This window comes from Azonexus sp. IMCC34839, assembly GCF_047047955.1.
Classification (GTDB): Bacteria; Pseudomonadota; Gammaproteobacteria; order Burkholderiales; family Rhodocyclaceae; genus Azonexus.
Map to the genome: position 1 here is coordinate 1517371 of NZ_CP150631.1, position 25116 is coordinate 1542486.

General features: G+C 62.9%; 23 protein-coding genes. 20 read left to right on the top strand and 3 right to left on the bottom strand.

Annotation, left to right across the window (positions count from 1 at the left end):
* Positions 1-12 precede the first annotated feature (12 nt).
* The 8 genes from WIF35_RS07520 to WIF35_RS07555 all read left to right on the top strand — a co-directional run bounded on the left by WIF35_RS07520 (position 13) and on the right by WIF35_RS07555 (position 5699).
* Positions 13-681 carry an HAD family hydrolase gene (locus WIF35_RS07520; RefSeq protein ID WP_412480943.1) on the top strand — a complete coding sequence of 223 codons (669 nt, stop codon included), beginning with the start codon at positions 13-15 and terminating at the stop codon, positions 679-681.
* Between the two features lie 48 nt (positions 682-729).
* Complete coding sequence (gene pcnB, locus WIF35_RS07525) at positions 730-2067, top strand: polynucleotide adenylyltransferase PcnB (RefSeq protein WP_412480944.1); 1338 nt, start codon at positions 730-732, stop codon at positions 2065-2067.
* 13 nt (positions 2068-2080) lie between these two features.
* Positions 2081-2563 (top strand): 2-amino-4-hydroxy-6-hydroxymethyldihydropteridine diphosphokinase, encoded by a 483-nt coding sequence (gene folK / locus WIF35_RS07530; protein WP_412480945.1) that lies wholly within the window; start codon positions 2081-2083, stop codon positions 2561-2563.
* The gene (locus WIF35_RS07535) at positions 2560-2919 is read left to right on the top strand and encodes a DMT family protein (RefSeq protein ID WP_412480946.1); all 360 of its coding nucleotides are present in this window, start codon (positions 2560-2562) and stop codon (positions 2917-2919) included. Before folK ends, WIF35_RS07535 begins: the two co-directional genes overlap by 4 nt.
* Complete coding sequence (panB, locus tag WIF35_RS07540; protein WP_412480947.1) at positions 2919-3737, top strand: 3-methyl-2-oxobutanoate hydroxymethyltransferase; 819 nt, start codon at positions 2919-2921, stop codon at positions 3735-3737. Before WIF35_RS07535 ends, panB begins: the two co-directional genes overlap by 1 nt.
* 52 nt (positions 3738-3789) lie before the next feature.
* On the top strand, positions 3790-4614 hold the full coding sequence (panC, locus tag WIF35_RS07545; RefSeq protein ID WP_412480948.1) for a pantoate--beta-alanine ligase: 825 nt from the start codon (positions 3790-3792) through the stop codon (positions 4612-4614).
* Between the two features lie 90 nt (positions 4615-4704).
* Entirely contained in the window at positions 4705-5088 is a 384-nt protein-coding gene (panD, locus tag WIF35_RS07550; protein WP_412480949.1) for an aspartate 1-decarboxylase, read from the top strand.
* A gap of 98 nt (positions 5089-5186) precedes the next feature.
* Positions 5187-5699, top strand: coding sequence for a hypothetical protein (locus tag WIF35_RS07555; protein WP_412480950.1), 513 nt, complete (start codon positions 5187-5189; stop codon positions 5697-5699).
* Positions 5700-5780: 81 nt separating this feature from the next.
* Here the strand turns inward: WIF35_RS07555 and WIF35_RS07560 are convergent, their stop codons facing one another.
* Positions 5781-7088: an NYN domain-containing protein gene (locus tag WIF35_RS07560; RefSeq protein WP_412480951.1), complete on the bottom strand. Its 1308-nt coding sequence runs from the start codon at positions 7086-7088 to the stop codon at positions 5781-5783.
* Between the two features lie 196 nt (positions 7089-7284).
* Here WIF35_RS07560 and nifJ point away from each other — a divergent pair, with 196 nt between their 5' ends.
* From nifJ to WIF35_RS07620, 12 genes are all read left to right on the top strand, one after another.
* Positions 7285-10884: a pyruvate:ferredoxin (flavodoxin) oxidoreductase gene (gene nifJ / locus WIF35_RS07565; protein ID WP_412480952.1), complete on the top strand. Its 3600-nt coding sequence runs from the start codon at positions 7285-7287 to the stop codon at positions 10882-10884.
* Positions 10877-11887 carry a dihydroorotate dehydrogenase-like protein gene (locus WIF35_RS07570; protein WP_412480953.1) on the top strand — a complete coding sequence of 337 codons (1011 nt, stop codon included), beginning with the start codon at positions 10877-10879 and terminating at the stop codon, positions 11885-11887. The genes nifJ and WIF35_RS07570 overlap by 8 nt, the downstream gene beginning before the upstream one ends.
* A 388-nt stretch (positions 11888-12275) precedes the next feature.
* A complete protein-coding gene (locus WIF35_RS07575; protein WP_412480954.1) occupies positions 12276-12704 on the top strand; it encodes a c-type cytochrome in 429 nt (142 codons plus the stop codon).
* 19 nt (positions 12705-12723) lie between these two features.
* Entirely contained in the window at positions 12724-14100 is a 1377-nt protein-coding gene (locus tag WIF35_RS07580) for a cbb3-type cytochrome c oxidase subunit I (RefSeq protein ID WP_412480955.1), read from the top strand.
* Between the two features lie 253 nt (positions 14101-14353).
* Entirely contained in the window at positions 14354-16741 is a 2388-nt protein-coding gene (locus WIF35_RS07585) for a putative bifunctional diguanylate cyclase/phosphodiesterase (RefSeq protein ID WP_412480956.1), read from the top strand.
* Positions 16742-16785: 44 nt separating this feature from the next.
* Positions 16786-17379 carry a cytochrome c oxidase subunit 3 family protein gene (locus WIF35_RS07590; protein WP_412480957.1) on the top strand — a complete coding sequence of 198 codons (594 nt, stop codon included), beginning with the start codon at positions 16786-16788 and terminating at the stop codon, positions 17377-17379.
* 2 nt (positions 17380-17381) lie between these two features.
* On the top strand, positions 17382-17648 hold the full coding sequence (locus WIF35_RS07595) for a cytochrome C oxidase subunit IV family protein (RefSeq protein ID WP_412480958.1): 267 nt from the start codon (positions 17382-17384) through the stop codon (positions 17646-17648).
* The gene (locus tag WIF35_RS07600) at positions 17645-18427 is read left to right on the top strand and encodes a CbbQ/NirQ/NorQ/GpvN family protein (RefSeq protein ID WP_412480959.1); all 783 of its coding nucleotides are present in this window, start codon (positions 17645-17647) and stop codon (positions 18425-18427) included. Before WIF35_RS07595 ends, WIF35_RS07600 begins: the two co-directional genes overlap by 4 nt.
* A gap of 10 nt (positions 18428-18437) precedes the next feature.
* Complete coding sequence (locus tag WIF35_RS07605; protein WP_412480960.1) at positions 18438-18869, top strand: hypothetical protein; 432 nt, start codon at positions 18438-18440, stop codon at positions 18867-18869.
* Positions 18866-19837: a 4Fe-4S binding protein gene (locus WIF35_RS07610; RefSeq protein ID WP_412480961.1), complete on the top strand. Its 972-nt coding sequence runs from the start codon at positions 18866-18868 to the stop codon at positions 19835-19837. Before WIF35_RS07605 ends, WIF35_RS07610 begins: the two co-directional genes overlap by 4 nt.
* A gap of 12 nt (positions 19838-19849) precedes the next feature.
* Positions 19850-21688: a nitric oxide reductase activation protein NorD gene (locus WIF35_RS07615; RefSeq protein WP_412480962.1), complete on the top strand. Its 1839-nt coding sequence runs from the start codon at positions 19850-19852 to the stop codon at positions 21686-21688.
* 78 nt (positions 21689-21766) lie between these two features.
* On the top strand, positions 21767-22462 hold the full coding sequence (locus tag WIF35_RS07620) for a Crp/Fnr family transcriptional regulator (RefSeq protein WP_412480963.1): 696 nt from the start codon (positions 21767-21769) through the stop codon (positions 22460-22462).
* 70 nt (positions 22463-22532) lie between these two features.
* Here WIF35_RS07620 and WIF35_RS07625 read toward each other — a convergent pair whose 3' ends face one another.
* Together WIF35_RS07625 and WIF35_RS07630 are read right to left on the bottom strand one after the other, a co-directional pair.
* A complete protein-coding gene (locus WIF35_RS07625; RefSeq protein WP_412480964.1) occupies positions 22533-24443 on the bottom strand; it encodes an EAL domain-containing protein in 1911 nt (636 codons plus the stop codon).
* 12 nt (positions 24444-24455) lie between these two features.
* On the bottom strand, positions 24456-25109 hold the full coding sequence (locus WIF35_RS07630; protein WP_412480965.1) for a transglutaminase-like cysteine peptidase: 654 nt from the start codon (positions 25107-25109) through the stop codon (positions 24456-24458).
* Positions 25110-25116: the final 7 nt, after the last annotated feature.

Consider the following 25116-nt stretch of genomic DNA (forward strand, 5'->3'; position numbering starts at 1 on the left):
CCGAAAAACAACATGAATCTCGCTTTATTTGACCTCGACAATACCCTCCTCGCCGGCGACTCCGATTTCGAGTGGGCGCAATTCCTCATTTCCAAGGGCGTCGTCGACCGCGAAATCCAGGAAGCCAAGAACATCGAGTTCTACGAGCACTACAAGGCCGGCACGCTCGATATCTACGAATTCCTGAACTTCCAGCTCGCCCCGCTGGCGCGCCATAGCCGCGAGGAGCTCGACGCCTGGCACGCCGAATACATGGAGCATCACATCCGCCCGATCATGGCGGTCAAGGCGCGCACGCTGGTACTCGAACACCTGGCCGCCGGCGACCTGTGCGCCATCGTCACCGCGACCAACAGCTTCGTGACCAGCCCGATCGCCCGTGAATTCGGCATCCAGCACCTGATCGGCACCATTCCTGCGGTGGACGTGCAAAACGGCCGATTTTCCGGCCAGCCGACCGGCACGCCGTCCTTCCAGGGCGGCAAGATCGTCCGCGTCGAGAACTGGCTGCAGGAACTCGGCCTGTGGTGGGGCAGCTTCGAGAACAGCTATTTCTACAGCGATTCGCACAACGACCTGCCGCTGATGCAGAAGGTCAATATGCCGGTCGCCGTCGACCCCGACGACAAGCTGCGCGCCCATGCCTCAGAAATGGGCTGGAAAATCATCAGTTTGCGGTAGAATCCGCGTTTTTCTGCAGCGCAATACGCGCGCCACGATCAGAGTCCAGTGATCCGCAAGCTCATTTCCCGCGTCTTCAGCGGCAAGAAACCCGCCGCCAACCGCCACGAACCCGCCGTCATTCCCGTCTCCAGCCACGGCATCACGCGCGACCGCATCAGCAGCGGCAGCCGCCGCACCTGCGAGACGCTGCAACAGCATGGCTACAAGGCCTATGTGGTCGGCGGCGCCGTGCGCGACCTGCTGATCGGCGCCGAGCCGAAGGATTTCGACGTCGCCACCGACGCCACGCCGGAGCAGGTACGCCACTGCTTCCGCCGCTCGCGCATCATCGGCCGCCGCTTCCAGATCGTGCACGTGATGATGGGGCAGGAAACTATCGAAGTGACCACCTTCCGCGGTGCACTCGATGCCAACACGAAAAAAGACGAACACGGCCGCGTGCTGCACGACAACGTCTTCGGCACCCAGGCCGAAGATGCCGCCCGCCGCGACTTCACGGCCAACGCCCTGTATTACGACCCGGCCACCGAGGCGGTACTCGACTACCACCACGGCGTCGGCGACCTCAAGGCCAAGACCCTGCGCATGATCGGCGAGCCGCGCGCCCGCTACCGCGAAGATCCGGTGCGCATGCTGCGCGCCGTACGCCTGGCCGCCAAGCTCGGCCTGCAGATCGATCCGGAAGCCCGCAAGCCAATTCGCGACATGGCCGATCTGCTGGAAAACGTGCCGCCAGCCCGCCTGTTCGACGAAATGTTGAAGCTGCTGACCTCGGGCTTCTCGGTCAAATGCCTGACCCAACTGCGCGACGAAGGCCTGCACCATGGCCTGCTGCCGCTGCTCGACGTCATCCTCGAACAACCGATGGGCGAGAAGTTCGTCATGCTGGCGCTGGCCAACACCGACGACCGCGTGCGTCGCGGCAAGGGCACCTCGCCCAGCTTCCTGTTCGCCACCCTGCTCTGGCATGAAGTGCTGGCGCATTGGGAAAAACTGCTCGCCGAAGGCCAGTTGAAGATTCCCGCCCTCTACCAGGCGATGGATCACGTGCTCGACGTGCAGGGCGAAAAGCTCGCCATCACCCGCCGCATCACCGGCGACATCAAGGAATTGTGGGCCCTGCAGCCGCGCTTCGAACAGCGCGCCGGCAAACGCCCCTATGCGCTGCTCGAGCAGCCGCGCTTCCGCGCCGCCTACGACTTTCTGGTGCTGCGCGCCCAGGCTGGCGAAATCGACATGGAAATCGCCGACTGGTGGACGCGCTTCCAGAATGTCGAAGGCGACAAGCGCGGCGAAATGCTGCTGCCCGAACAGCCGGGCGACAAGAAGAAACGTCGCCGCCGCAAGAAAAAGCCGGCCGCCGGCCCTTCCGCCAGCGAATAAACCCGGACCTGCCATGAGCACTGCCTATATCGCCCTGGGCGCCAACCTCGGCGACCCGGTCGCCACCGTTAACGCCGCTTTCGCCGCCCTGAGCGCTTTGCCGCAGACCACGCTGGCCGCCACCTCGGCGCTCTACCGCACGGCGCCGGTCGGCATCACCGAGCAACCGGAGTTCATCAACGCCGCCGCTCGCGTGGAAACCGCGCTGAGCCCGGAAGCCCTGCTCGACGCCCTTCTCGGCATCGAACAGCAATTCGGCCGCGTCCGCGAGTTACGCAACGGCCCGCGTACGCTCGACCTCGACGTGCTGCTCTACGACGATCTTGTGCTCGATACGCCGCGCCTGACCCTGCCGCACCCGCGCCTGCACCTGCGCGCCTTCGTGCTCTACCCGCTGGCCGACGTCGTTCCTTCCCCTGACTTCCCGCTGCCCGGCCGCGGCACCCTTGCCGCCTGGCTGCCGGCCGTGGCCAATCAGGGCATCGTCCGGCTATGAACTTCCTGAAGGACATCCCGGTCATCTGGCAGACCATATTGCTGCTGACCGCCTCGAACGTCTTCATGACCTTCGCCTGGTATTCGCACCTCAAGCACCAGAACGACAAGCCCTGGTGGATCGCTGCCTTGATTTCCTGGGGCATCGCGCTGTTCGAATACCTGCTCCAGGTGCCGGCCAACCGCATCGGCAACACCGAGATGTCGCTGGCCCAATTGAAGATCCTGCAAGAGGTCATCACCCTGACCGTCTTCGTGCCCTTCGTCGTCTTTTACATGAACCAACCACTAAAGCTTGACTACTTGTGGGCGGCTCTGTGTATCCTAGGCGCCGTATATTTCGTATTTCGTACCTGATGTCCGCTCAAACCATCACTCGTCGCCTGACCCAAGCCGATCTCGCCAAGCTCTACACCGCCGGCGAGAAGGTCGTCATGTTCACCTGCTACGACGCCAGCTTCGCCCGTCTGCTCGACGGCGCCGGTGTCGAGTCACTGCTGATTGGCGATTCGCTGGGCAACGTCATCCAGGGCCATGACACGACCCTGCCGGTCACCGTGGCCGACATCGCCTATCACACCGCTTGCGTGAAGCGTGGCTCGGATCGCCCCTTCATCATTGCCGACATGCCGTTCGGCAGCTATCAGGAATCACCGGAGCAGGCTTTCCGCAACGCCGTGACCTTGATGGCGGCCGGCGCGCAGATGGTCAAGCTCGAAGGCGGTGCCGAAATGGCGGCCACCGTACGCTTTCTGGTCAGCCGTGGCATCCCGGTGTGCGGCCACGTCGGCCTGACGCCGCAGTCGGTGCATGTACTGGGCGGTTACAAAGTGCAGGGCAAGGGCGATGCCGCCGCGCAGCGCCTGAAGGACGATGCACAGGCTCTGCAGGATGCCGGCGCGACCATGATCGTGCTGGAAGCCATTCCCGCCGTACTCGCCGCCGAAGTCACGGCGCAACTGAAGATCATCACCATCGGTATCGGCGCCGGCAAGGATTGCTCCGGCCAGGTCATGGTGCTGCACGACGCCTTCGACATCCCGCCGGGCAAGAAGGCCAAGTTCGTCAAGAATTTCATGGAAGGTGTATCGTCCATTCACGACGCCGCCTGCCGTGCCGTCGCCGCCGTCAAGGACGGCAGCTATCCGGGTCCGGAACACACGTATTCGGCCTGATCCTGAATAGCCGGGCGTCAGACCCGGCCTTTCGCCGCAAGAGACCCCGACCATGCAAATCCATTCCGCCATCGCCGACCTGCGCACGGCCTTGAAGAGCCGTGGCCGCATCGTTTTCGTGCCGACCATGGGCAACCTGCACGCCGGCCACATCAGCCTGATGGAACAGGCACGCGCCCACGGCGACACCGTGGTCGCCTCGATCTTCGTCAACCGCCTGCAGTTCGGCCCGAACGAGGATTTCGACAAATACCCGCGCACCTTCCAGGCTGACTGCGACAAGCTCGCCGCCGCCGGCGTCGATGTGCTGTTCGCACCGACCGAAACCAATCTCTACCCCGAGCCGCAGGAATACTTCATCGAGCCGCCGGGCATCCAGAATGTGCTCGACGGCGAATTCCGCCCCGGCCACTTCCGCGGCGTCGCCACCGTCGTCACCAAGCTGTTCAACTGCGTGCAACCTGATGCCGCAGTATTCGGCAAGAAGGACTACCAGCAGCTGATGGTCATCCGCAACATGACCCGCCAATTGGCGCTCCCGATCGACATCATCGGCGGCGAAACCGTACGTGCCGAGGATGGCCTGGCCCTCTCCTCACGCAACGGCTACCTCAGCGAGGCCGAGCGCGCCGAAGCGCCGCGCCTGTTTCGTCTGCTCAATGAAATTCGCGATGCCATCCGCGGCGGCAATACCGACTTCGCTGCGCTGGAGAAAAATGCCGTCGATCAATTGGCTGCCGCGGGTTGGAAAACCGATTATGTTGCAGTGCGACAACAGTCCGACCTTGCTATCCCGAAAGGCGTAGATGCCCCACTGGTGGTGCTTGCGGCGAGCCGACTGGGAGCGACCCGGCTGATTGATAATATTGAAATTTAGCCGCGCAAAAATATCCATAATTATCCCCGTTGACAGCAAGACTATTGCCGTTACAATGCGCTTCCCCCAACTTTCTGGATGAGTGAAACCATGCAGAGAACAATGTTGAAATCCAAGCTGCACCGCGTGACCACGACTCACGCCGACCTGCATTACGAAGGTTCCTGCGCCATCGACGAGGATCTGCTCGACGCTGCCGACATCAAGGAATACGAGCAGATCGATATCTGGAACGTCAACAATGGCGAACGTTTCACCACCTACGCAATTCGTGCCGAACGTGGATCGGGCGTCATTTCGGTGAACGGCTCCGCCGCCCGCCGCGCCGCCCCCGGCGACATCCTGATCATCGCCACCTTCGCGGTCTACAACGAAGTCGAACTGGCCAAGCACGAGCCCAGCCTGATCTACGTCGATTCGCAAAACCGCATCGTCCGCAAGGGCCACAAGATTCCGGTGCAAGCCGCCGCCTAAGCGGGAAATATTTCACGCTAATGGAAAACCCGCCTGTTGGCGGGTTTTTCTTTTTATACAATACCCTGCACTAAACATAATTAAGTTGGAGACAAACCATGGGTGTTGTATTCGCCAAAACCGCCAAGGGTCAGGAGGAAATGACCGCGAAATCGGGCGGGCTGTCGCCGCGCGTTCGACGGGTGCTGATCTTCGTCGATGGCAAGCGTACGGTCGATGAGTTGCGCGGCATGCTGCAATCGGACGACCTGCAGAACACGCTCGGCCAACTGGAGGAGGATGGCTACATCGAGGTCGTCGGCCTGACCGATGCCAAGGGCAAGGCGGCCCCGGCGCCTGCGGCGCCGCTGCCGTCGATCACCGCCTTCCGTGAACTGCCGGCCACACCCGACCCGCTGCAACTGCAGCAGGCGCGCAATTTCATGATCAATACGCTGAACACCTTCGTCGGTTCGCTGGGCGCCAGTTCACTGATCGACCGGCTCGGCGAAGCCGAAGGCCACGCCGGACTGCGTGCCCTGTACGACGAGTGGTTCCACGCCATGGTGATGTCGCGCGAAGGCAAGCGCGAGGCGGAAGCCTTGCGTACCAAGTTGCTGCAGGTGATTTGATCAAACGGCCGGCACCAGGCCGGCCGCTTTGCCCTCTCCGTCAGCGGCGGGCAGCCGCCGACGCCCCGAACCCGAGAGAATTTACTCGCTCGCCGCCTTCGACTTGCGCGTGCGCGGCGCACGGCGAGCCGGCTTTTTCTCGGCAGTCTCGCTGGCCGCAGCAGGCGCGACCGTCGGCTCGACCGCTGCTTGGGCTTCGCCGGCCGAAGCGGCCTCGGCGGTTTTGCGCGGACGACGACCGCCGCGCTTCGGCTTGCTTTCGCTGGCCGGAGCCGCTTCTGTCGGAGCCATCTCCGCTGCCTTTTCTGCCACCTTGACCGGCTCGGCGACAGGTTCGACCGCAACCGGCGCCTCGACCATCTCACCAGCTGGCATCGCTTCGCGCTCGCGGCCATCCTTGCGCGAACGGCGACCGCCGCGACGGCGACCGTTACCCTTCTCCGACTTGTCGGCCTTTTCGCCTGCCGGCGCCTCAGTCACCGGCTCGGCTTCGGTTTTTGCCGTTTCCGGCACGTGCACCGCAGTAGTCACCTCATCACCGGCAGATTCGCCGGCGATCTCGACAACAGGCTCCACTGGGCGGCCGCTGGCGCGCGTCACATAGGTACCTGACTTGTCGTCGCGACCGACGGTGAGCAGGCCGCGGCTGGCCGCTTCTTCAAGCAGGTTGCCGAAGCTGCGGAAGCCGTAATAGGTTTCGTTGAAGCCCGGATTGCGCCGCTTGATCACTTCCTTGAGCACCGAGGCCCAGATGCGTTCGCTTTCGCCGCGGTCGGCCATCATGTCCAGCAAGGTGGCTGCTGCCAGATCGACCGCCTTGGTCTTGCGCTCTTCGAGCTTCTCGCGACGCTTGGCTTCTTCTTCCGGCGAACGTTTCTCGCGCTCGCGGCGCGGGCCGCGACTGGCTTCGCGGTCGCGTACTAGGTCGTCGTAGTAGATGAATTCGTCACAGTTGGTGATCAGCAGATCGGAGCAGCTTTGCTTGACGCCGACGCCGATCACTTTCTTGGCGTTTTCGCGCAGCTTGGAGACCAGCGGCGAGAAGTCGGAATCGCCGGAGATGATCACGAACGTATCGACGTGCGACTTGGTGTAGCAGAGGTCCAGCGCATCGACGACCATGCGGATGTCGGCCGAATTCTTGCCCGACTGGCGCACATGGGGAATTTCGATCAGCTCGAAATTGGCCTCGTGCATGGCGGCCTTGAAGCCCTTGTAGCGCTCCCAGTCGCAATAGGCCTTCTTGACGACGATGCTGCCCTTGGCGAGCAGGCGCTCGAGCACCGGGCGGATGTCGAATTTTTCGTACTGGGCATCGCGCACGCCGAGGGCGATGTTCTCGAAATCACAGAAGAGCGCCATGCTGGCGTTGTCGGCGGAAGCGGCCATGAAATGCTTTCAACTTGAGGAAGGCAAAGTATACCGCCTTGCGCGCCGCGTTACTGCGTGGAAAACCCTTCCACGATGCGGGATACGCGGCCATGCCAGCGGCAAAATTCGGGCGTATGATGCAATTGTTGCGATGCAGCACCCGCAGCGCCGCACAAGCCGGGCAAAGAGCCGGTATACGTCTCAGGGGTTTCGCATGAACAGCATGCTCACCATCGACGGCAACGAAGCCGTCGCCAACGTGGCCTTCCGCGTTTCCGAAGTGATCGCCATTTACCCGATCACCCCCTCCTCCAGCATGGGCGAGTTGTCCGACGAATGGGCCGCCCAGGGCCGCAAGAACCTGTGGGGTACCGTCCCGACCGTCGTCGAGTTGCAATCCGAAGGCGGCGCCGCCGGCACCGTCCATGGCGCGCTGCAGGCCGGTGCGCTGGCGACGACCTTCACGGCGTCGCAGGGCCTGCTGCTGATGATCCCCAACATGTACAAGATCGCCGGTGAACTGACGCCGACGGTCTTCCATGTCGCCGCCCGCGCCGTCGCTGCGCACGCGCTGTCCATTTTCGGCGACCACTCCGACGTGATGGCCACGCGCACCACCGGCTTTGCCCTGCTCGCCTCCAATTCGGTGCAGGAAGCGCAGGACATGGCGGCCATCGCCTCCGCCGCCACGCTGGCTGGGCGCATTCCGGTGCTGCATTTCTTCGACGGCTTCCGCACCTCGCACGAAGTCGCCAAGATCACTGCGCTACCCGACGAAACGCTGCACGCCTTGCTCGATCAACCGCTGATCGATGCCCAGCGCCGCCGCGCCCTGTCGCCGGAACACCCGGTGCTGCGCGGCACGGCGCAGAATCCCGACACTTTCTTCCAGTGCCGCGAGGCGCAGAACCCGTGGTTCGACGCCTTCCCCGGCATCGTGCAGGCGACCATGGATCGCTTTGCCGCCCTGACCGGCCGCCAGTACAAGCTGTTCGATTACGTCGGCGCGCCGGATGCTGAGCGCGTCATTGTGATGATGGGTTCGGGTGCCGAGACGACAGAAGAAACCGTTGCCGATCTGGTCGACGCCGGCGAGAAGGTCGGCCTGCTCAAGGTTCGCCTGTTCCGCCCCTGGTCGCCCGCCGACCTGCTCGCCGCCCTGCCGGGCAGCGTGCGCACGCTGGCCGTGCTCGACCGCACCAAGGAACCCGGGGCCGATGGCGAGCCGCTGTTCAAGGATGTGCTGGTCGCCGTCGCCGAAGACGCCGCCAGCCCGACACCGCGCTTCGCCGCCATGCCGCGCGTGATCGGCGGGCGTTACGGCCTCGGCTCCAAGGAATTCACCCCGGCCATGGTTTTTGCCGTTTTTGCTCAGTGCACCGCAGCAATGCCGCAAAAGCGCTTCACGGTCGGCATAGCGGACGATGTCACGCATCTGTCGCTCGCCTACGACGCCGCCTTCCGCACCGCCGCCACCCGCGCCAACTTCGCTGCCGTCTTCTACGGCCTCGGCTCCGATGGCACGGTGTCGGCCAACAAGAATTCGATCAAGATTATCGGCGACGAAACCGAGCTCTACGCCCAGGGCTACTTCGTCTATGACTCGAAAAAATCGGGCGCGATGACCGTTTCGCACCTGCGTTTCGGCCCGCAGCCGATCCGCTCGGCCTACCTGACCGGCGACGGCGACTCGCGTTTCGTCGCCTGCCACCAGCCGCACTTCCTCGATACGCACGACCTGCTGGCGCACGCAGCCCCCGAAGCCGTGCTGCTGCTCAACAGCAACATTGCTGCCGACGCCGTCTGGGCGACTCTGCCGGCCCGCGTCCAGCGCCAGATTGTCGCCAAGCGCATCAAGCTCTACGTGATCGACGCCTACCAGGTGGCGCAGGCCGCCAACATGGGCCGGCGCATCAACACCGTGATGCAGACCTGCTTCTTCGCCATCTCGGGCATCCTGCCGCAGGATCAGGCCATCGCCGCGATCAAGCACGCCGTCGAAAAGACCTACGGTCGCAAGGGCCGGCGCATCGCCGAGCTGAATTTCCGCGCCATCGACCAGACGCTGGCCAGCCTGCACGCCGTCGCCATTCCGACGGCCACCGACATTGCCACGGAAGCCGCACCGAGCGCTCCGGCCGACGACTTCATCCACCGCGTCACCCTGCCGCTGATCGCCGGCCACGGCGACCGCCTGCCGGTGTCGCTCTTCCCGGTCGACGGCACCTGGCCAACCGGCACGGCGCAATACGAAAAGCGCAACCTGGCGCTGCAAATTCCCGAACTCGACGACAAGCTGTGCACGCAATGCGGCAAGTGCGTTTTCGTCTGCCCGCACTCGGCCATTCGCGCCAAGACCTTCCCGGCCGAAGCGGTGGCCGATGCGCCGCCCACTTTCAAGCACATGGCGGCGCGCAGCAAGGATTACCCGGCCGGCAGCCGCATGGCCTACCAGGTTGCACCCGAGGATTGCACCGGCTGCACGCTGTGCGTCGAAGCCTGCCCGATCCGCGACAAGTCGAACATCTCGCACAAGGCCATCAACATGGTCGAGCAGGCGCCACTGCGTGAGGCCGAAGCCGCCAACTGGGCCTATTTCCTGACCCTGCCGGCCTTGCCGCGCCCCGAGGTCAAGCGCACCGCGCTGCCCGGCGCGATGCAGTTGCAGCCTTACTTTGAATTCTCCGGGGCCTGCGTCGGCTGCGGCGAAACGCCCTACATCCGCCTCGCCACGCAGCTGTTCGGCGACCGCATGCTGGTCGCCAACGCTACCGGCTGTTCCTCGATCTACGGCGGCAACCTGCCGACCACGCCGTACAGCCAGGACGCCGATGGGCGCGGCCCAGCGTGGAGCAATTCGCTGTTCGAGGACAACGCCGAATTCGGACTTGGCATGCGTCTGGCCACCGACAAACTGGCGGACGCCGCCCGCATCGAGTTGCAAGCGCTGGCCAGCCAACTCGACCCGGCGCTGGTTGCCGGCCTGCTGGAGGGCGACCAGCACAGCGAAGCCGGCATTCACGAGCAACGCGAGCGGGTGGCCGAACTGAAAACGGCACTCGCCGCCCTCGCCACGCCGGCCGCCGAGCGGCTCGCCGCCGTGGCAGAGTACTTGATCCGGCGCAGCGTGTGGATCATCGGCGGCGATGGCTGGGCCTACGACATCGGCTTCGGCGGCCTCGACCATGTGCTGGCTTCCGGCCAGGACGTGAATATCCTCGTCCTCGACACCGAGGTCTATTCCAACACCGGCGGGCAGAACTCCAAGGCAACGCCGCTCGGTGCGGTCGCCAAGTTCGCCGCCGGCGGCAAACCGAACCGCAAGAAGGATCTGGCGCGCATCGCCATGGATTACGAAAACGTCTTCGTCGCCCAGGTGGCCTACGGGGCCAAGGACGTGCATACGCTGAAGGCCTTCCTCGATGCCGAGAGCTACCCCGGCGTCTCGATCATCATCGCCTACAGCCCGTGCATCGCGCATGGCGTCGATCTCTCGAACAACCTGCGCCAGCAGGATCTGGCGGTGAAATCGGGCCACTGGCCGCTGCTGCGCTACGACCCACGCCTGCGCGAGCAAGGCAAGAACCCGCTGTCGGTCGATAGTGCCGCGCCGAGCATTCCCTTCCGCGAATTCGCCCAGCACGAAGCCCGTTTCACCGTGCTCGAGCAGATGCGCCCGGATGCCGCCGCGCGCTTCATGCGCGATGCCGAAACCGCTGCCCGCGAACGCCATCAGGAATACACCGAACTTGCCGCCCTGGCCGTGCCGGGCGCGGAACCCGCCTCCGCCGATGAGGAGAAGAAAGATGCCTGACCTGTCGACGACCTATCTCGGCCTGCCGCTGAAGAACCCCATCGTTCCCTCCTCGACGCCGCTGACGCGCGACGGCGATGCGCCGCTGCATCTGGAAGATGCCGGCGCCGCGGCCATCGTCATGCACTCGCTGTTCGAGGAAGACGTGCGCAACGACGAGCGCATGATCGACCGCTTCCTGATCCACCCGGAACCCTTCGGCGAAGCCGCCGGCCACCTGCCGAGCACGCACGACTACCGGAGCAAGCTCGACCGCTACCTGGCGCAGATCCAGTATCTGAAAGCGCGGCTCAACATCCCGGTCATCGCCAGCCTGAACGGTAGCTCGCTTTCCGGCTGGGTCGAGCTCGGCTGCGAACTCGAAGCCGCCGGCGCCGACGCGCTCGAACTCAACGCCTGGCACCTGCCGGGCAGCGCCGACGAATCCGGCGCCAGCGTCGAGGATCGCTACATCGCCCTGCTTTGCGAACTGCGCGCGGTGGTGAACATTCCCATCGCCCTCAAGCTCTCGCCCTTCTTCTCCTCGCTGCCGCATTTCGTACGCCAGGCGGAAGCCGCTGGCGCGGCGGGCGTTTCGCTATTCAACCGCTTCTTCCAGCCGGACATCGATCTCGAAACGCTGCAAGTCGTCGACCGCGTTCAGCTCTCCAGCTCCGCCGACGGCCTGCTCGCCATGCGCTGGATCGCCCTGCTGCGCGGGCAAACGCCGCTGACGCTGGCCGCCTCAGGCGGCGTGCACAACGCCCGCGACGTCGCCAAGATGCTGCTCGCCGGTGCCGACGTCACCCACATGGCCAGCGCCATCCTGCAACAAGGCCCCGGCGTCATCCAGCAGACGCTCGCCGACCTGACGCAATGGCTCGAAACCCACGAATACGAGTCGGTCGCCCAACTCAAAGGCTCGATGAGCCAGCGCAATCACCCGGACCCGGCCGCCTATGCGCGTAGCGCCTACCTGCATACGCTGGACAGTTTCACGCCGCCGGCGGGGGTGAGGTATTGAGCGGAACGCTGAACTGCCGCCCCCATCCCCCAGTCGACAGGCCCTGCCTCAATATTCGCCCCCGATGAAGGTCGAAGGAACAAACGTGGGGTACACGGCCATCCACGGTCAGGATGGGAAACTCATCGCGAACGTCACAACCAGACACATCCCGGCCGAGTAATCTCCGAGGGAGTAGGCACTTACCCCGAGCAAGGCGACACCGAGAAAACGGTTTTTGCCGGATCGGGCCCGTGCACCGCAGCACTGCCCGCTTTTCCTCGCCAATCCGGCCTTTGGCAAATATTCGTTTGCATTCTTGATAGATTTTTAGCAGGCATCAAAGCCCCAGCGCACCACTCGGAAATACCATCGCCCCGCCAAACAATTTCCGAAAGGGGGAAAGACAATGAGTGGCGCGTTCACCAAATCGATGGCGCGGAACATTTTCTACGGGGGGACGGTTTTCTTCTTCCTGTTGTTCCTTGCGCTGTCATTCGACACCCATTCGCAACTACCCAAGCGCGACATGCGGCAAAACATCACGCCGCAGGTTGCCGAGGGCAAGAAGCTTTGGGAAGTTAATAACTGTATCGGTTGCCACACCCTGATGGGTGAAGGCGCCTACTTCGCTCCGGAACTGGGCAACGTCGTTGTCCGTTACGGCGAGGAAGGTACCAAGGCGTTCATCCAGGCTCGTCCGAAGGATGGCGTCCCGGGCCGCCGCAGCATGCCGCAGTTCAACTTCACCGACGAGCAACTGAACGCCATCGTGGCCTTCCTGAAGCACGTCAATTCGATCAACGATGCAAACTGGCCGCCTAACAGCCAGGGCTGATCGAGAGGAGAACCGAGTCATGCAATACAAATCCCAAGCTGTTGCCAAACCCTACTTCATCGCGGCGATCGGCCTGTTCGTCGGTCAGATCCTGTTCGGCCTGATTCTCGGCCTGCAGTATGTGATCGGCGACTTCCTGTTCCCGGCGATTCCGTTCAACGTGGCCCGCATGGTCCACACCAACCTGCTGATCGTGTGGCTGCTCTTCGGCTTCATGGGCGGCGCCTACTACATGATCCCGGAAGAATCCGAGACCGAACTGTTCAGTCCGAAACTGGCGCTGGCGATGTTCTGGATCTTCCTGGTCGCCGGTGCGCTGACCATCGTCGGCTATCTGGCCGTGCCGTATGCGACGCTGGCCGAACTGACCGGTAACAACATCATCGAGACGATGGGCCGCGAGTTCCTGGAACAGCCGCTGCCGACCAAGCTGGGCATCGTCGTGGTCGCCCTGGCCTTCCTGTTCAACATCACGCTGACCGTGCTGAAGGGCAAGAAGACCTCGATCTCGATCGTGCTGCTGCTGGGTCTGTGGGGTCTCGCTGTCTTCTTCCTGTTCTCCTTCTACAACCCGGCGAACGTCGTTCTCGACAAGTTCTTCTGGTGGTGGACGGTGCACCTGTGGGTGGAAGGCGTATGGGAACTGATCCTCGGCGCATTCCTGGCCTTCGTGCTGATCAAGACCACCGGTGTCGACCGTGAAGTGATCGAGAAGTGGCTGTACGTCATCGTCACTCTGACCCTGGTTACCGGCATCATTGGTACCGGTCACCACTACTACTGGATCGGTACGCCGGAATACTGGCAGTGGTGGGGTTCCATCTTCTCCGCTCTGGAACCGATCCCGTTCTTCGCGATGACCGTCTTCGCCTTCAACATGGTCAACCGTCGCCGCCGCGAGCATCCGAACAAGGCTGCCGTGCTGTGGGCCCTGGGTACCGGTGTGATGGCCTTCCTCGGCGCTGGCGTGTGGGGCTTCCTGCATACCCTGGCTCCGGTGAACTACTACACCCACGGGACGCAGATCACCGCCGCTCACGGTCACATGGCCTTCTACGGTGCCTACGCGATGCTGAACCTGATGATGATCTCCTACGCCATGCCGATCCTGCGCGGCCGTGCTGCCAACAGCAACAAGTCGCAAGTGCTGGAAATGTGGTCGTTCTGGCTGATGACCGTCGCCATCGTGTTCATCACGCTGTTCCTGACCGCCGCAGGCATCCTGCAGGTCTGGCTGCAGCGCGCCTCCGACGCGCCGCTGCCCTTCATGGTGGCCCAGGACAAGATCGCACTCTTCTACTGGATGCGTGAATGGTCCGGCGTCGTCTTCCTGATCGGCCTCGTGGTCTACATCGCCAGCTTCTTCGTTGGCGGTGACGAGAAGGAAGCAGCGTAACGAGCAATTCCTCCAAGTAGCACTTCAGGCGCGGCGCTTCGGCCCCGCGCCTTTTTTATGCCTCACAAATCTTCACAATTCTTGTGGCTTTACCTTGGCTTCCGCTGGCAGAATCATCAAATAGTCATAAGCAGCCTTCATTATTGATGAATACTCCTCACGCCGTGCCGGCAGAGGCTGCAAGCCTGAGCCTCCCGATCGCAGTCCTTGGCCTGCCGTCGCGCTCAGTCGACTTTCTTACCCCCTGCCCACGATGATCAGTCTCTGGCAACGCAGCCTGCTGTTTCGTACCGTCGCCAGCATCGTGGCGATCACCATCGTGGTTGGCGGCCTGCTCGTCATGTCGCTCTCGGTTCTCGTTGCCCAGCGGGCCGAAGAGGCTGCCTACAAGCGCCTGGGGGAACTGATCGACACCGTCGAGAGCACCGTCAAGATCGCCTGTTTCGTTGGCGACGAGCAGCTGGCCACCGAAGTCGCCCGCGGTCTCCTGAAGACTGCGGAAATCAGCGCCGTATTGATTCGCTCGGAAAAAGGCGACCTGATCAACCTGGACCGCAGCGGCAATGTGCCCGATCCTTACCGGAAAGCCGGCGCCCCGCTGCAACGCCAGATCGTCTCGCCCTTCGACAGCAATCTCGTCGTTGGCGATATCCTGCTTTACCCCGATGTCGCCGCCATCGACGCACACGTCGCCACCTCCAAGATCCACATGGCCTCGCAGATCGGCGTACTGATTGCTGCCGTCGCCATCGCCCTGACCCTGACCGCCTTCCGCCAGGTCATCCGGCCGATCAGCGACCTGTCCAGACGGATGCACACGCTGGATGCTGAATCCGGGGAAAAGCTCCCTCCGCCGCGCCATCACGAACACAACCTGATCGGCCAGCTGACCGCAGACATCAATGGCCTGACCGCCCGTCTGGTCGATACCATCCATACTGAACAAAGCCTGCGCCGCCAGCAGGAGATCGACGAACGCAAATACCGAGGCATTTTCGAGAATGCCGAGTCGGGCATTTTTGTCGCCAATCGCAAGGGCAGGATCGAGTCTTACAACACTTCACTGTCCCGTCTCACGGGCCTTCCCCAACCAGAGCGCGACACCTGCACCATATTTTCGCTGCTCGACTTGCCCTGGGCCGAAAACTCCGCCGTCGCTCACCTGATCGCCGACTGTATCGAGCGCAACATCACCACGGCGGACGACTTCGATCTGACACACCCCGAGCATGGCAACCGCTGGCTCAATATCGCCCTGACCCCGGTCGGTGCCGGCTTGGTCCAGGGCATCGTCAGCGACGTGACCGTCCGCCGCAACGCCGAGGTGCGTGCCCAGCGCCTGGCCATCACCGACACCCTCACTGGCCTGCCCAACCGCCTCGGCTTCGAACAGCATTGGCAGGAGCAGATTCGTCAGCGGCCAGAGATTCCCTTCGTGCTGCTCATCGCCGACCTCGACGGCTTCCGCGAGATCAACGACGCCATGGGCTTCCCGGCTGGCGACAAGGTACTGAGTGGAATCGCCGCCCGCTTCTTGACCAGCCTGAAGGCCAACGATTTCGTCACCCGCCTTGGCGGTGACGATTTTGCCGTGGTGTTGCCGGGCATCAACACTCCATCAGCCATCGAAAAGGTCGCCAAGCGCCTGATCCAGAAGATCGCCGAACCTTTCCTGGTGAACGAACAGGAAACCTGCCTGAGCATCAGCATCGGGGTCGCCACCTTCCCGAACGACGGCGACAACCTGCCGACCCTGCTACGCAACGCCGAACTGGCGCTAGCCCAGGCCCAGCATGCCGGTGGGCGGACCTGGCGGGTATTCGATCCGTCCATGGTGCAGGCCGTCGAACTTCGGCACCAGCTGGCCAACGAATTGCGCGGCGCGGCCGAGCGCGGTGAATTGCGCTTGTTCTACCAGCCCATCGTCGACCTGCGCAGCCTGCGGGTCAGCGGCGCGGAATGCCTGATCCGCTGGCAGCACCCGCTGCACGGCCTGGTGCCGCCCGACAGTTTCATCCCGCTCGCCGAGGAAACCGGCCTGATCAAGGATATCGGCTTGTGGTGCCTGGAAACTGCCTGCCGGCAACTGGTCGTTTGGGATCGTCAGGGGCTGGACCTCGACCTGACCATCAATGTGTCGGCACGCCAGATACCGGAAAGCCTGTCGGCCCAGATCGTAAACGACACACTGCAGGGGCACGGCCTGAGCAACAACCGGATCGGCCTGGAAATCACCGAAAGCACCCTGGTCGGCGACGGCCCGGCGGTCGAGGAGTGGCTGGCCGCACTGCGCGCCCAGGGCTGCCGCGTCTATCTCGACGATTTCGGCACCGGTTACTCATCGCTCTCCTACCTGAAGCGTTTCAAGGTCGACACCATCAAGATCGACAAGGCCTTCATCCGCGACCTGAGCGAAGACTCGAACGACCGCGTGATGGTCGAGGCAGTCAGCATGATGGCCGACAGTCTGAAGCTGAGCGTCGTTGCCGAAGGCGTCGAAACCGCCCAGCAACTGGAAATGCTGCGCCAGATGGGCTGCCGCTACGGTCAGGGCTACTTCTTCTCGCGCCCGGTACCGCCCGAGCACTTCCCGGAACAACTCGAACGCATCGACCGCAGCAATCAGGCTCCGCTTATTTAGGCCATATCAAGTTGCACGGCAGGGGCAATCGCTAAGATGCCGCCATGTCTGCCGAAACCGCCGTTCTGACTCCGCAACCGCCCGCCCGCCGCCTGCCCGGCGACCTGGCCATCTGGTTCTTCATCCTGGCCGAGATGCTGGCTTTCGCCGTGTTCTTCGGCTCCTACGCGTTCGCCCGGGCCAAGAACGTCGAGATGTTCAACCTCTACCAGCAGACGCTGGACCGCAACGCCGGGGCGATCAATACCCTCCTGCTGGTCACCGGCTCATGGTTCGTCGTGCTTGCCGTCCAGGCCGCCCATCGCGACGACCAGCGCGCCATCTCGCGCAACATCCTGCTCGGCTTCCTGTGCGGTGCCGGCTTTCTGGTCGTCAAGGTGTTCGAATACGCCGCCAAGTTCGGCGCCGGCATTTCGCTGTCGACCAACACCTTCTACATGTTCTACATCTCGCTGACCTTCTTCCACTTCATGCACGTACTGCTCGGCATGGTCATCCTGGCCATCCTGTGGTTCCAGTCGCGCCAGGGCGTCTACGGCAGCCACCATTCGAACGGACTGGAGAGCGGCGCCGCCTACTGGCACATGGTCGATCTGTTGTGGATCGTGCTCTTCCCGCTGGTCTATGTGATGCGCTGATGATGAAATTCCTGAAAAACCCGGCCAACCGCGCCTGGCTCGCCCTCCTCGTCGCCACCGGCGTTACCTGGTATCTCGGTGAAGTCGGCGCCGCCGGCACCTCGGCCATCGTCGCCATGCTGCTCATCGCCTTCGTCAAAGGCCGCCTGGTCATCCTCGATTTCATGGAGCTGCGCGAAGCCCCGCGCCTCTGGCGCATCCTGCTCGAAGGCTGGATGATCGTCGTCGGCAGCCTCATTCTTCTTGCTTACTGGATCTCGCTCAAATGAACGATTTGCCTTTCTATGAACCATCCGGCAACGAAATCTCGCTGTTCGAGCATGCTTATCGCGAGCGCCTGCCGCTGCTCATCAAGGGCCCGACCGGCTGTGGCAAGACACGCTTCGTCGCCCACATGGCGGCCCGCCTCGGCCTGCCGCTCTACACCGTTGCCTGCCACGATGATTTGACCGCCGCCGACCTGGTCGGCCGCCACCTGATTTCGGACAAGGGCACCTACTGGTGCGACGGCCCGCTGACCCGCGCCGTGCGCGAAGGCGGCATCTGCTACCTCGACGAAGTGGTCGAGGCGCGCAAGGACACCACGGTCGTGCTGCACCCGCTAGCCGACGACCGCCGCCTGCTGCCGATCGACCGTACCGGCGAATTGCTCGAAGCGCCGCCCAACTTCATGCTGGTCGTCTCGTACAACCCCGGCTACCAGAACCTGCTCAAGGGCCTGAAGCCGTCCACCCGCCAGCGCTTCGTTTCTTTGCGCTTCGACTTCCCCAGCGCCGAACGCGAGACCTCCATCCTGCTCGGCGAAACCGGCTGCGACGCCGATCTGGCCAAGCGCCTGGTCGGCATCGCCAAGGCCTTCCGCGCCTTGAAGGATCGCGACCTCGAAGAAGTGGTCAGCACCCGCCTGCTGGTCTACGCCGCCTCGCTGATCAAGGCCGGCATGGACGTCAGCGCCGCCTGCCGCGCCGCCATGGTCGAGAGCCTGACCGACGACGAGGAAACGGTCGAAGCGCTGATGGAAATCGTCAACGCCACCTTCGGCCGCTAAAGCAACCGCCATGAGCAGCGAAGACGACTTCGGCATCCCGGAAGAACACGCCGGCCAGGGCTTGGCCATCGCGGCCGAAGCGCTTTTCCTGCTCAACCTGCTGGTCATTCCCGGCCTCGGCTTCCTGATCCTTGCCGCGTTGTGGCTCAAGCATCGCGACAGCGCGCCGCCGCTCGCCGTCCAGCACCTCAAACAAGCCACCTACGTCAGTTTCTGGGGCGGCCTGCTCATCGTCGGCGCGATCAGCCTGATCGTCGCCACGCTCGGCGTTCATTCGGAATGGAGCTGGGTGGCGCTGATTCTGTACTTCACCTGCATCCACTCGACCCTCGTTCTGCTCGGCATGTTCGCGCTGATCAAGGCGATGTCCGGCCAGGTCTGGCGCTACCCGCTGATCGGCCCTGCTGCGGTGCACCTGCCAAAACAGGCAAAAACCAAGTGAGCAAAGCATTGTTGCAACGCCAACGCGTCTGGGCGCAGATCGGCTTTTTCGCGCTATTCACGCTGACGCCGATCTTCGACCTGTTCCGCTACGACCTGGTCGCCAACCACGCCTGGTTCCTGACCCGCCCCTGGCACCTCGGCATCGACGGTTTGCTGGCCGGCACCGGCAGCGCTACCGAAGCCGCGATCAACATCCTGCTCTTCATGTTCGTGCCGATCCTGGGCCTCCTCGGCCTGATCATCCTGGTCGCCTGGAAATGGGGCCGCCTCTACTGCGGCTGGCTGTGCCCGCATTTTTCGGTGGTCGAAACGATCAACCGCCTGATGCTCTTCGCCACCGGCAAGCACTCGGTGTGGGACAAGAAGCAGACGCCGCCGTGGGAGCCGGATGGTTCACCGGCGCCGCGCGACAAGCGCTACTGGTTCGCCGTCGTCCCCGCCGCGCTCGCTTTCGCCTTCGTCTGGGCCGTGGTCGGCCTGACCTACCTGATGCCACCGATGCAGGTTTACTCGGGCCTGCTCACCGGCTCGCTATTGCGTGGCGAAATCATCTTCCTGCTCGCCGCCACCACGGTACTGACCCTCGAATTCCTCTTCGCCCGCCACCTCTTCTGCCGCTACGCCTGCGCCATCGGCCTCTTCCAGAGCTTCGCCTGGATTGCCAACAAGAAGGCCATGGTCGTCGGCTTCGAGCGCGAGCGCCTGACCGATTGCGCCGATTGCCTGAACGGGAACGGCTCGGCCTGCGACGCCGTCTGCCCGATGCGCCTGAAGCCACGCAACGTCAAACGCTGGATGTTCGCCTGTACGCAATGCGCCCAGTGCGTCTCGGCGTGCGCCACGGTCAATCGTGACAACCCGCAAGGCCAGTTGCTGCGCTGGGTCAGCAACGACGAAGCCAAACGCAACGAAGCCCGCTTCTCGGCCCTGTCGCAAACCGACGAAGACGCCGGCGCTCGCCGCTAAACAGGAACAAGCATGGAAGAACTGATCGGCAAACTCTGGCACAACTGGGTCACCAAGGCCGCCGGCGACCATTTTCCCGACGCTTCCGTCAAACTGTCCGAAGTCGAGAAAACGGCCGGGATCCTGTTCCGTGCCTTTGGCGGCGACCCCGGCCTCAAGGTGGCGGCTGCCACCTCCGAGCAACACGGTGCACGCCGCCGCTGGCTGCAGCGTATCGCCGGCAGTGGCGAACGCGTCGCGCAGGCCCGGCGTGACAACGAAACCCTGCGCCTACCGCCGGAAATCGCCGTCTTTCCCGAGGCATCGCTCAATCGCGACCTTTACCTCTGGCTGGCCGCTCTGGCCGCCTGCGATGTCGCCCCACGTCAAGCCTGGTTCAAGCGCAACCAGGCCGCTGCCCAGGCGGCGCTCGAACGTTATCCTGGCCTGCGTCCGCGTTACGAACGCCTGGTCGATGCCCACCTCGCCCGCCGCATTCCGCCCGAGAAGATGCAGCCAGACGAAGCCGCCCAGGAAAGCACTCTGCGCCAGGCCTTGCGCCAGCCAGGTTCGGTCAAGGGCCTGCCACCGCTCAATTCGCGCAGCTCGAAACCGCCTCAGCCGGTGTTGCTCTGGCTGATCGCCGCCGAAGAAAGCGCCCCCAGCCAGATCGCAGATCCGGAAGACGAATTGCCGCCCGAAGGCAGCGGCCAGCCGGAAACGGCGCCGGAAGCGCACAAGGCCGAACAGGTCGAGACGCCCGACAACAAGAACCCGATGTTGATCATGTTCCGCGCCGAAAGTCTGCCGACCTGGGCGGAATACGTGCGGGTCAATCGCGCTTACGACGAAGACGAGAACCCGGATGCAAAAAACACGGCGCGCGACCTGGAGCGCCTGTCGCTGACGCGCGATGGCCAGACTGCAAAGTCGCGAGTCAAGTTCGACCTCGACCTGCCCTCGGCCGCCGAGGACGACACACCGATCGGCCCCGGCATCCAGCTGCCCGAATGGGATTACCGCAAAGCCGTCATGCAGCCGGCGCACTGCCTGATCCAGCCGATGATCGCCCGCGACGCCGGCCAGGCCGCCCTGCCGCAGGAGCTCGCCGCCACCGCCAAGAAGCTGCGCGGCCAGTTCGCCGCCCTGGCACCGCAACGCCGCTGGCTCAAGGCCCAACCGGACGGTCCGGAACTCGACATCGACTCCTGCGTGCGCAACCAGGCCGATCGCGCCAGCGGCCACACCCCGGAAACCGGCGGCTACCTTGCCCAGGCCCGCTGCGAACGCGACCTCGCCTGTCTGCTACTGGCCGACCTGTCGATGTCCACCGATGCGCCGATTTCCGATAGCCACCGTATCGTCGACGTCATCCGCGATTCGCTGCTGCTCTTCTCCGAGGCGCTAACAGCCACCGGCGACCGCTTCGGCATCTACGGTTTTTCCTCGCTGCGCCGGCAGAACGTGCGCTTCCATTTGCTCAAGGACTTTGGCGAACGCTACGATGCCAAGGCTCGTGGCCGCATCCTCGCCATCAAACCCGGCTTCTACACCCGCATGGGGGCCGCCATCCGACAAGCCGCCGGCATCCTGAACGAACAGGCCTCGGCGCGAAAGCTGTTGTTAATCATCACCGACGGCAAGCCGAACGATCTCGACCTCTACGATTCGCGCTACGGCATCGAGGACACCCGGATGGCCGTCTTCGAAGCCCGCCGCATGGGGCTGACCCCGTTCTGCGTCACCATCGACCGCGAGGCCGGCGCCTACCTGCCCTATCTGTTCGGACCGGCCGGTTTCTGCGTCATCCGCAAACCCGAGGAACTACCCCGGCGTCTGCCTTTGCTCTACGCACAACTGACCCGGCAGTAAACACTCCGAAAGAAGTATTGCCAATGGACTAGGCCGGTGCCACTATTGGCCGTCCAATCACTCCAATATTTCCTAGTCATGCACGGCAACCACCCGATCAATATCGAAGCACTGCTGACCCACATCCCGCTGTTCAACGGATTGGCCCCCGAGGAAATTGCGCGCATCGCCCGCGGTACGCGCGAAATCCACGCCAACAAGGGAGAAATCCTGTTTCACAAGGGTGACCCGTGCAATGGCTTCCATCTGCTGGTTTACGGTCAGATCAAGCTGGCCTTCACGTCGCCGCAGGGCAGCGAAAAGGTGGTCGAGATCATTCGCCAGGGGCAGAGTTTCGGCGAGGCCATCATGTTCATGGACAAGCCCTACATCGTCTTTGCCCAGGCCCTGAACGACTCGCTGTTGCTGCACGTATCGAAGAACGCGGTCTACGACGAACTTGATCGCGACCCGAAGTTCTCGCGCAAGATGCTGGCCGGCATGTCGATGCGTCTGCACCAGCTGATGAACGACGTCGAATCCTATTCACTGCACTCCGGCAAGCAACGCATCATCGGCTACCTGCTGCAACAGTTGCCGGAAGACGAGGAAAACGGCGTCAACGTCGTGGTCACCCTGCCGACCAACAAGGGCGTCATCGCCTCGCGCCTGAACCTGACTCAGGAACACTTCTCGCGCATCCTGCACGAACTGACCGAACTCGGCCTGATCGTCGTCGAAGGGCGCAAGATTCACATTCCGAGCGTCGACAAGCTGCGCAAGCACGAAGGCTGATCAAGCCTTTTCGACAAAATAAAAAAGGGCGATTTTTCGCCCTTTTTTGCTGTGCACCGCAGCAGCGGCGCTATGCCTGCACCACCGGCCCGGTCGCGCCATCGACGCCCAGATCCTTGAGCTTGGCCAGGTCTTCCTCCGTGCGCACCCCGACGGCAATAACGATGATGCCCACTGTGTGCGCCACGCCGCAGAAACGTTTGACGAATTCCTGATTGCCCTCGTTCTCGGCAATACCCTGGACCAGGCTGGGGTGGATCTTCACGTAATCCAGGCCCAGTTCGGTCAGCTTCTCGCTCTCGGCCATCCGCTGGCCAAAATACTCGACGCCGACATGGCAGCCAAGATCCTTCAAGACGCGGCAAAGGTCCTTGAAGGCTTCGAAATGCTTGAAGGCGCCATATTCCGGCACCTCGAACCACAAGCGATGGCAAAGGTCCGGGTAACCGCGCAGCAAGGCCGACAATTCGTTGCGGAAATTCCAGTTGCTCAGGGTCTCGGCCGACAGGTTCACCGCCACGTCGTCCTTGACCGCCCGCAGATGATCGATGGCCAAGCGGATCACTGCCAGATCGATCGGTGCCGTCAGATGCAGGTGAGCAGCAATCGGCATGAAGTCGGCGGCAGTCAGCGACGGCGTATCGGGCTCGTCCTGCAGTCGGATCATGCCTTCCTGGTGCACTGCGCCGCCCATCTGCTTGACCACCGGGTAGAAGACCAGGCGCAGCTTGCCGCCATCAATGGCCTGCGTCAGCAGCGAACGCCACTGCTCACCCGGAATGACGCGACGCAAAGCCTCGCCCTCGATGGCATGCCAGGCATTGCCCCCCTCGCCCTCGGCCAGCGCCAGTGCATGGTCAAGCTTGGAGAGAATCTCTCCCCATTGCTCACCACGCTCGTAACGCACCACACCAAGGTGATAGAGATCGGGTAGGGCCGACCACTTCTCGACCAGTTGCGTTTCGAACAGGGCAACAAGCTCCTGCGCCACCGCTTTCGCATCGCTCGCCCCCGGTAGCAGCAAGGCGATTTCACCGGCTTTCAGGCGGGCCGCCGTCGCATTCGGCTCCTTGCCGGCCTGCTCGCGGAACAACTGCCCCACGTCCTTCAACAGGTTGTTGGTACCGACACGACCCAGCACCTCGTTCACCTCGTCGAGATTCGGCAAGCGCATGACGGCCAGTACGCCGGTCTGCGCCGCTTCGGCGCTTTCCAGCTCCTCCTGGAAGTGCGCCACGAAATAGCCCCGATTGGGCAGCCCGGTCAGGGCATCGTAATTGATCCGATGCTGCAATTCCTCCAGACGCTTGGCCTCCTCGGCAAACATCTGGCGTACGCGCTCGACCATCGCATTCATCGCCTTGGCCAACATGCGCAACTCCGGTGTGCGGGGCTCCGGAATGGTGATGAAGCGCCGTTCGCCGATGGCTCCGGCCTGTTCGACCACATGGCCGAGCGAACGCCCGATCATGCGCAAGCCGAGCATGCCGACCGCGCCGGCCACACCACCGCCCAGCACGAACCACAGCATCAACTTGCCGACCTGCTCCCACAATGCCCGATAGGCAAACTGATTGTGGCTGACCACTTTCACGGTCGCATACTGCTTCCAGCCATCACTGACCTGAGCCATCCCGGGTTTTGACGGTATCGGCAACATACTGACAAACCATCCCGGCACATTCGACTCGACCGTCTGCTGGACACGCTCGGAAATCACCTTGCCGTGCGGATCGGTGACCGAGATTTCCTGATAGAAGCCGGTATCGAACAGCGCCGACACCTGCAGGTCGATGGTCACCGGATCCTTTTCCTGCTGCGTCATCGCCAGGGCGAGCGACGAAGCATTGTCGAGGTTCTTCCGTTCCAGTTGCTGAACCAGATAACCGCGCGCCGACCAGACGCTAATCGCCAGGCTGCCGGTGAATGCCGCCAGGGTCGTGAAAACGACGGCCAGCCATAATTGACGCATCAGAGACATAGACACCTCGCCTTATTCAATTCCTTCTGCCTTCATCTTCTCGATCAGATCGTTCCACTTGGAAATCCGGCTGCCACCGCCGGGCTGCGGCACACCACCCGCGCCGTAAACGCCTTCCGAGTTGAAACTGAAGATCGGTTGCAAATCCGCACGCCGCGATGCCGGCCGAATCTCGCCGACCAGATTGTCCAGCACCAGCGGCTCGGCATCTGGCGTTGGGTAATAGGTCAGCACCATATGTGCCTGACTGATATTGCTGCCTGCACCACCGATAATCGCTCGTACATAGGTGATCCGCAGCTTGGTCACCGGGACACCAACAAACTTCAGGGTGAAATACTTGGCGATGGCGTAGTCCTCGCAATCGCCGGCACCACGCACCAAGGACTCGATCGGGGTCGCCCAGTAGTCGTTCTCGCCCCAGTTCTTCTGGTCATCCACAAACTTGATCCGGCGATTGAAGAATTCGTTGACGTCCTTCAAACGCTGCATCTCCGAACCACCGCGAAACAAACCCAATACGTTGTTCCAGTCGCGTACCGCTTGTGCGGCGCTCGCCCCGTACCTCTGTTGCGCCGCTTGCAATACTTTGTCTACAGGGAAAACATCAACGGCAATACCTACCCACGTCAGCCCGGCCCCAACCCCCAGGATGATCAACGTCAACAAGGTG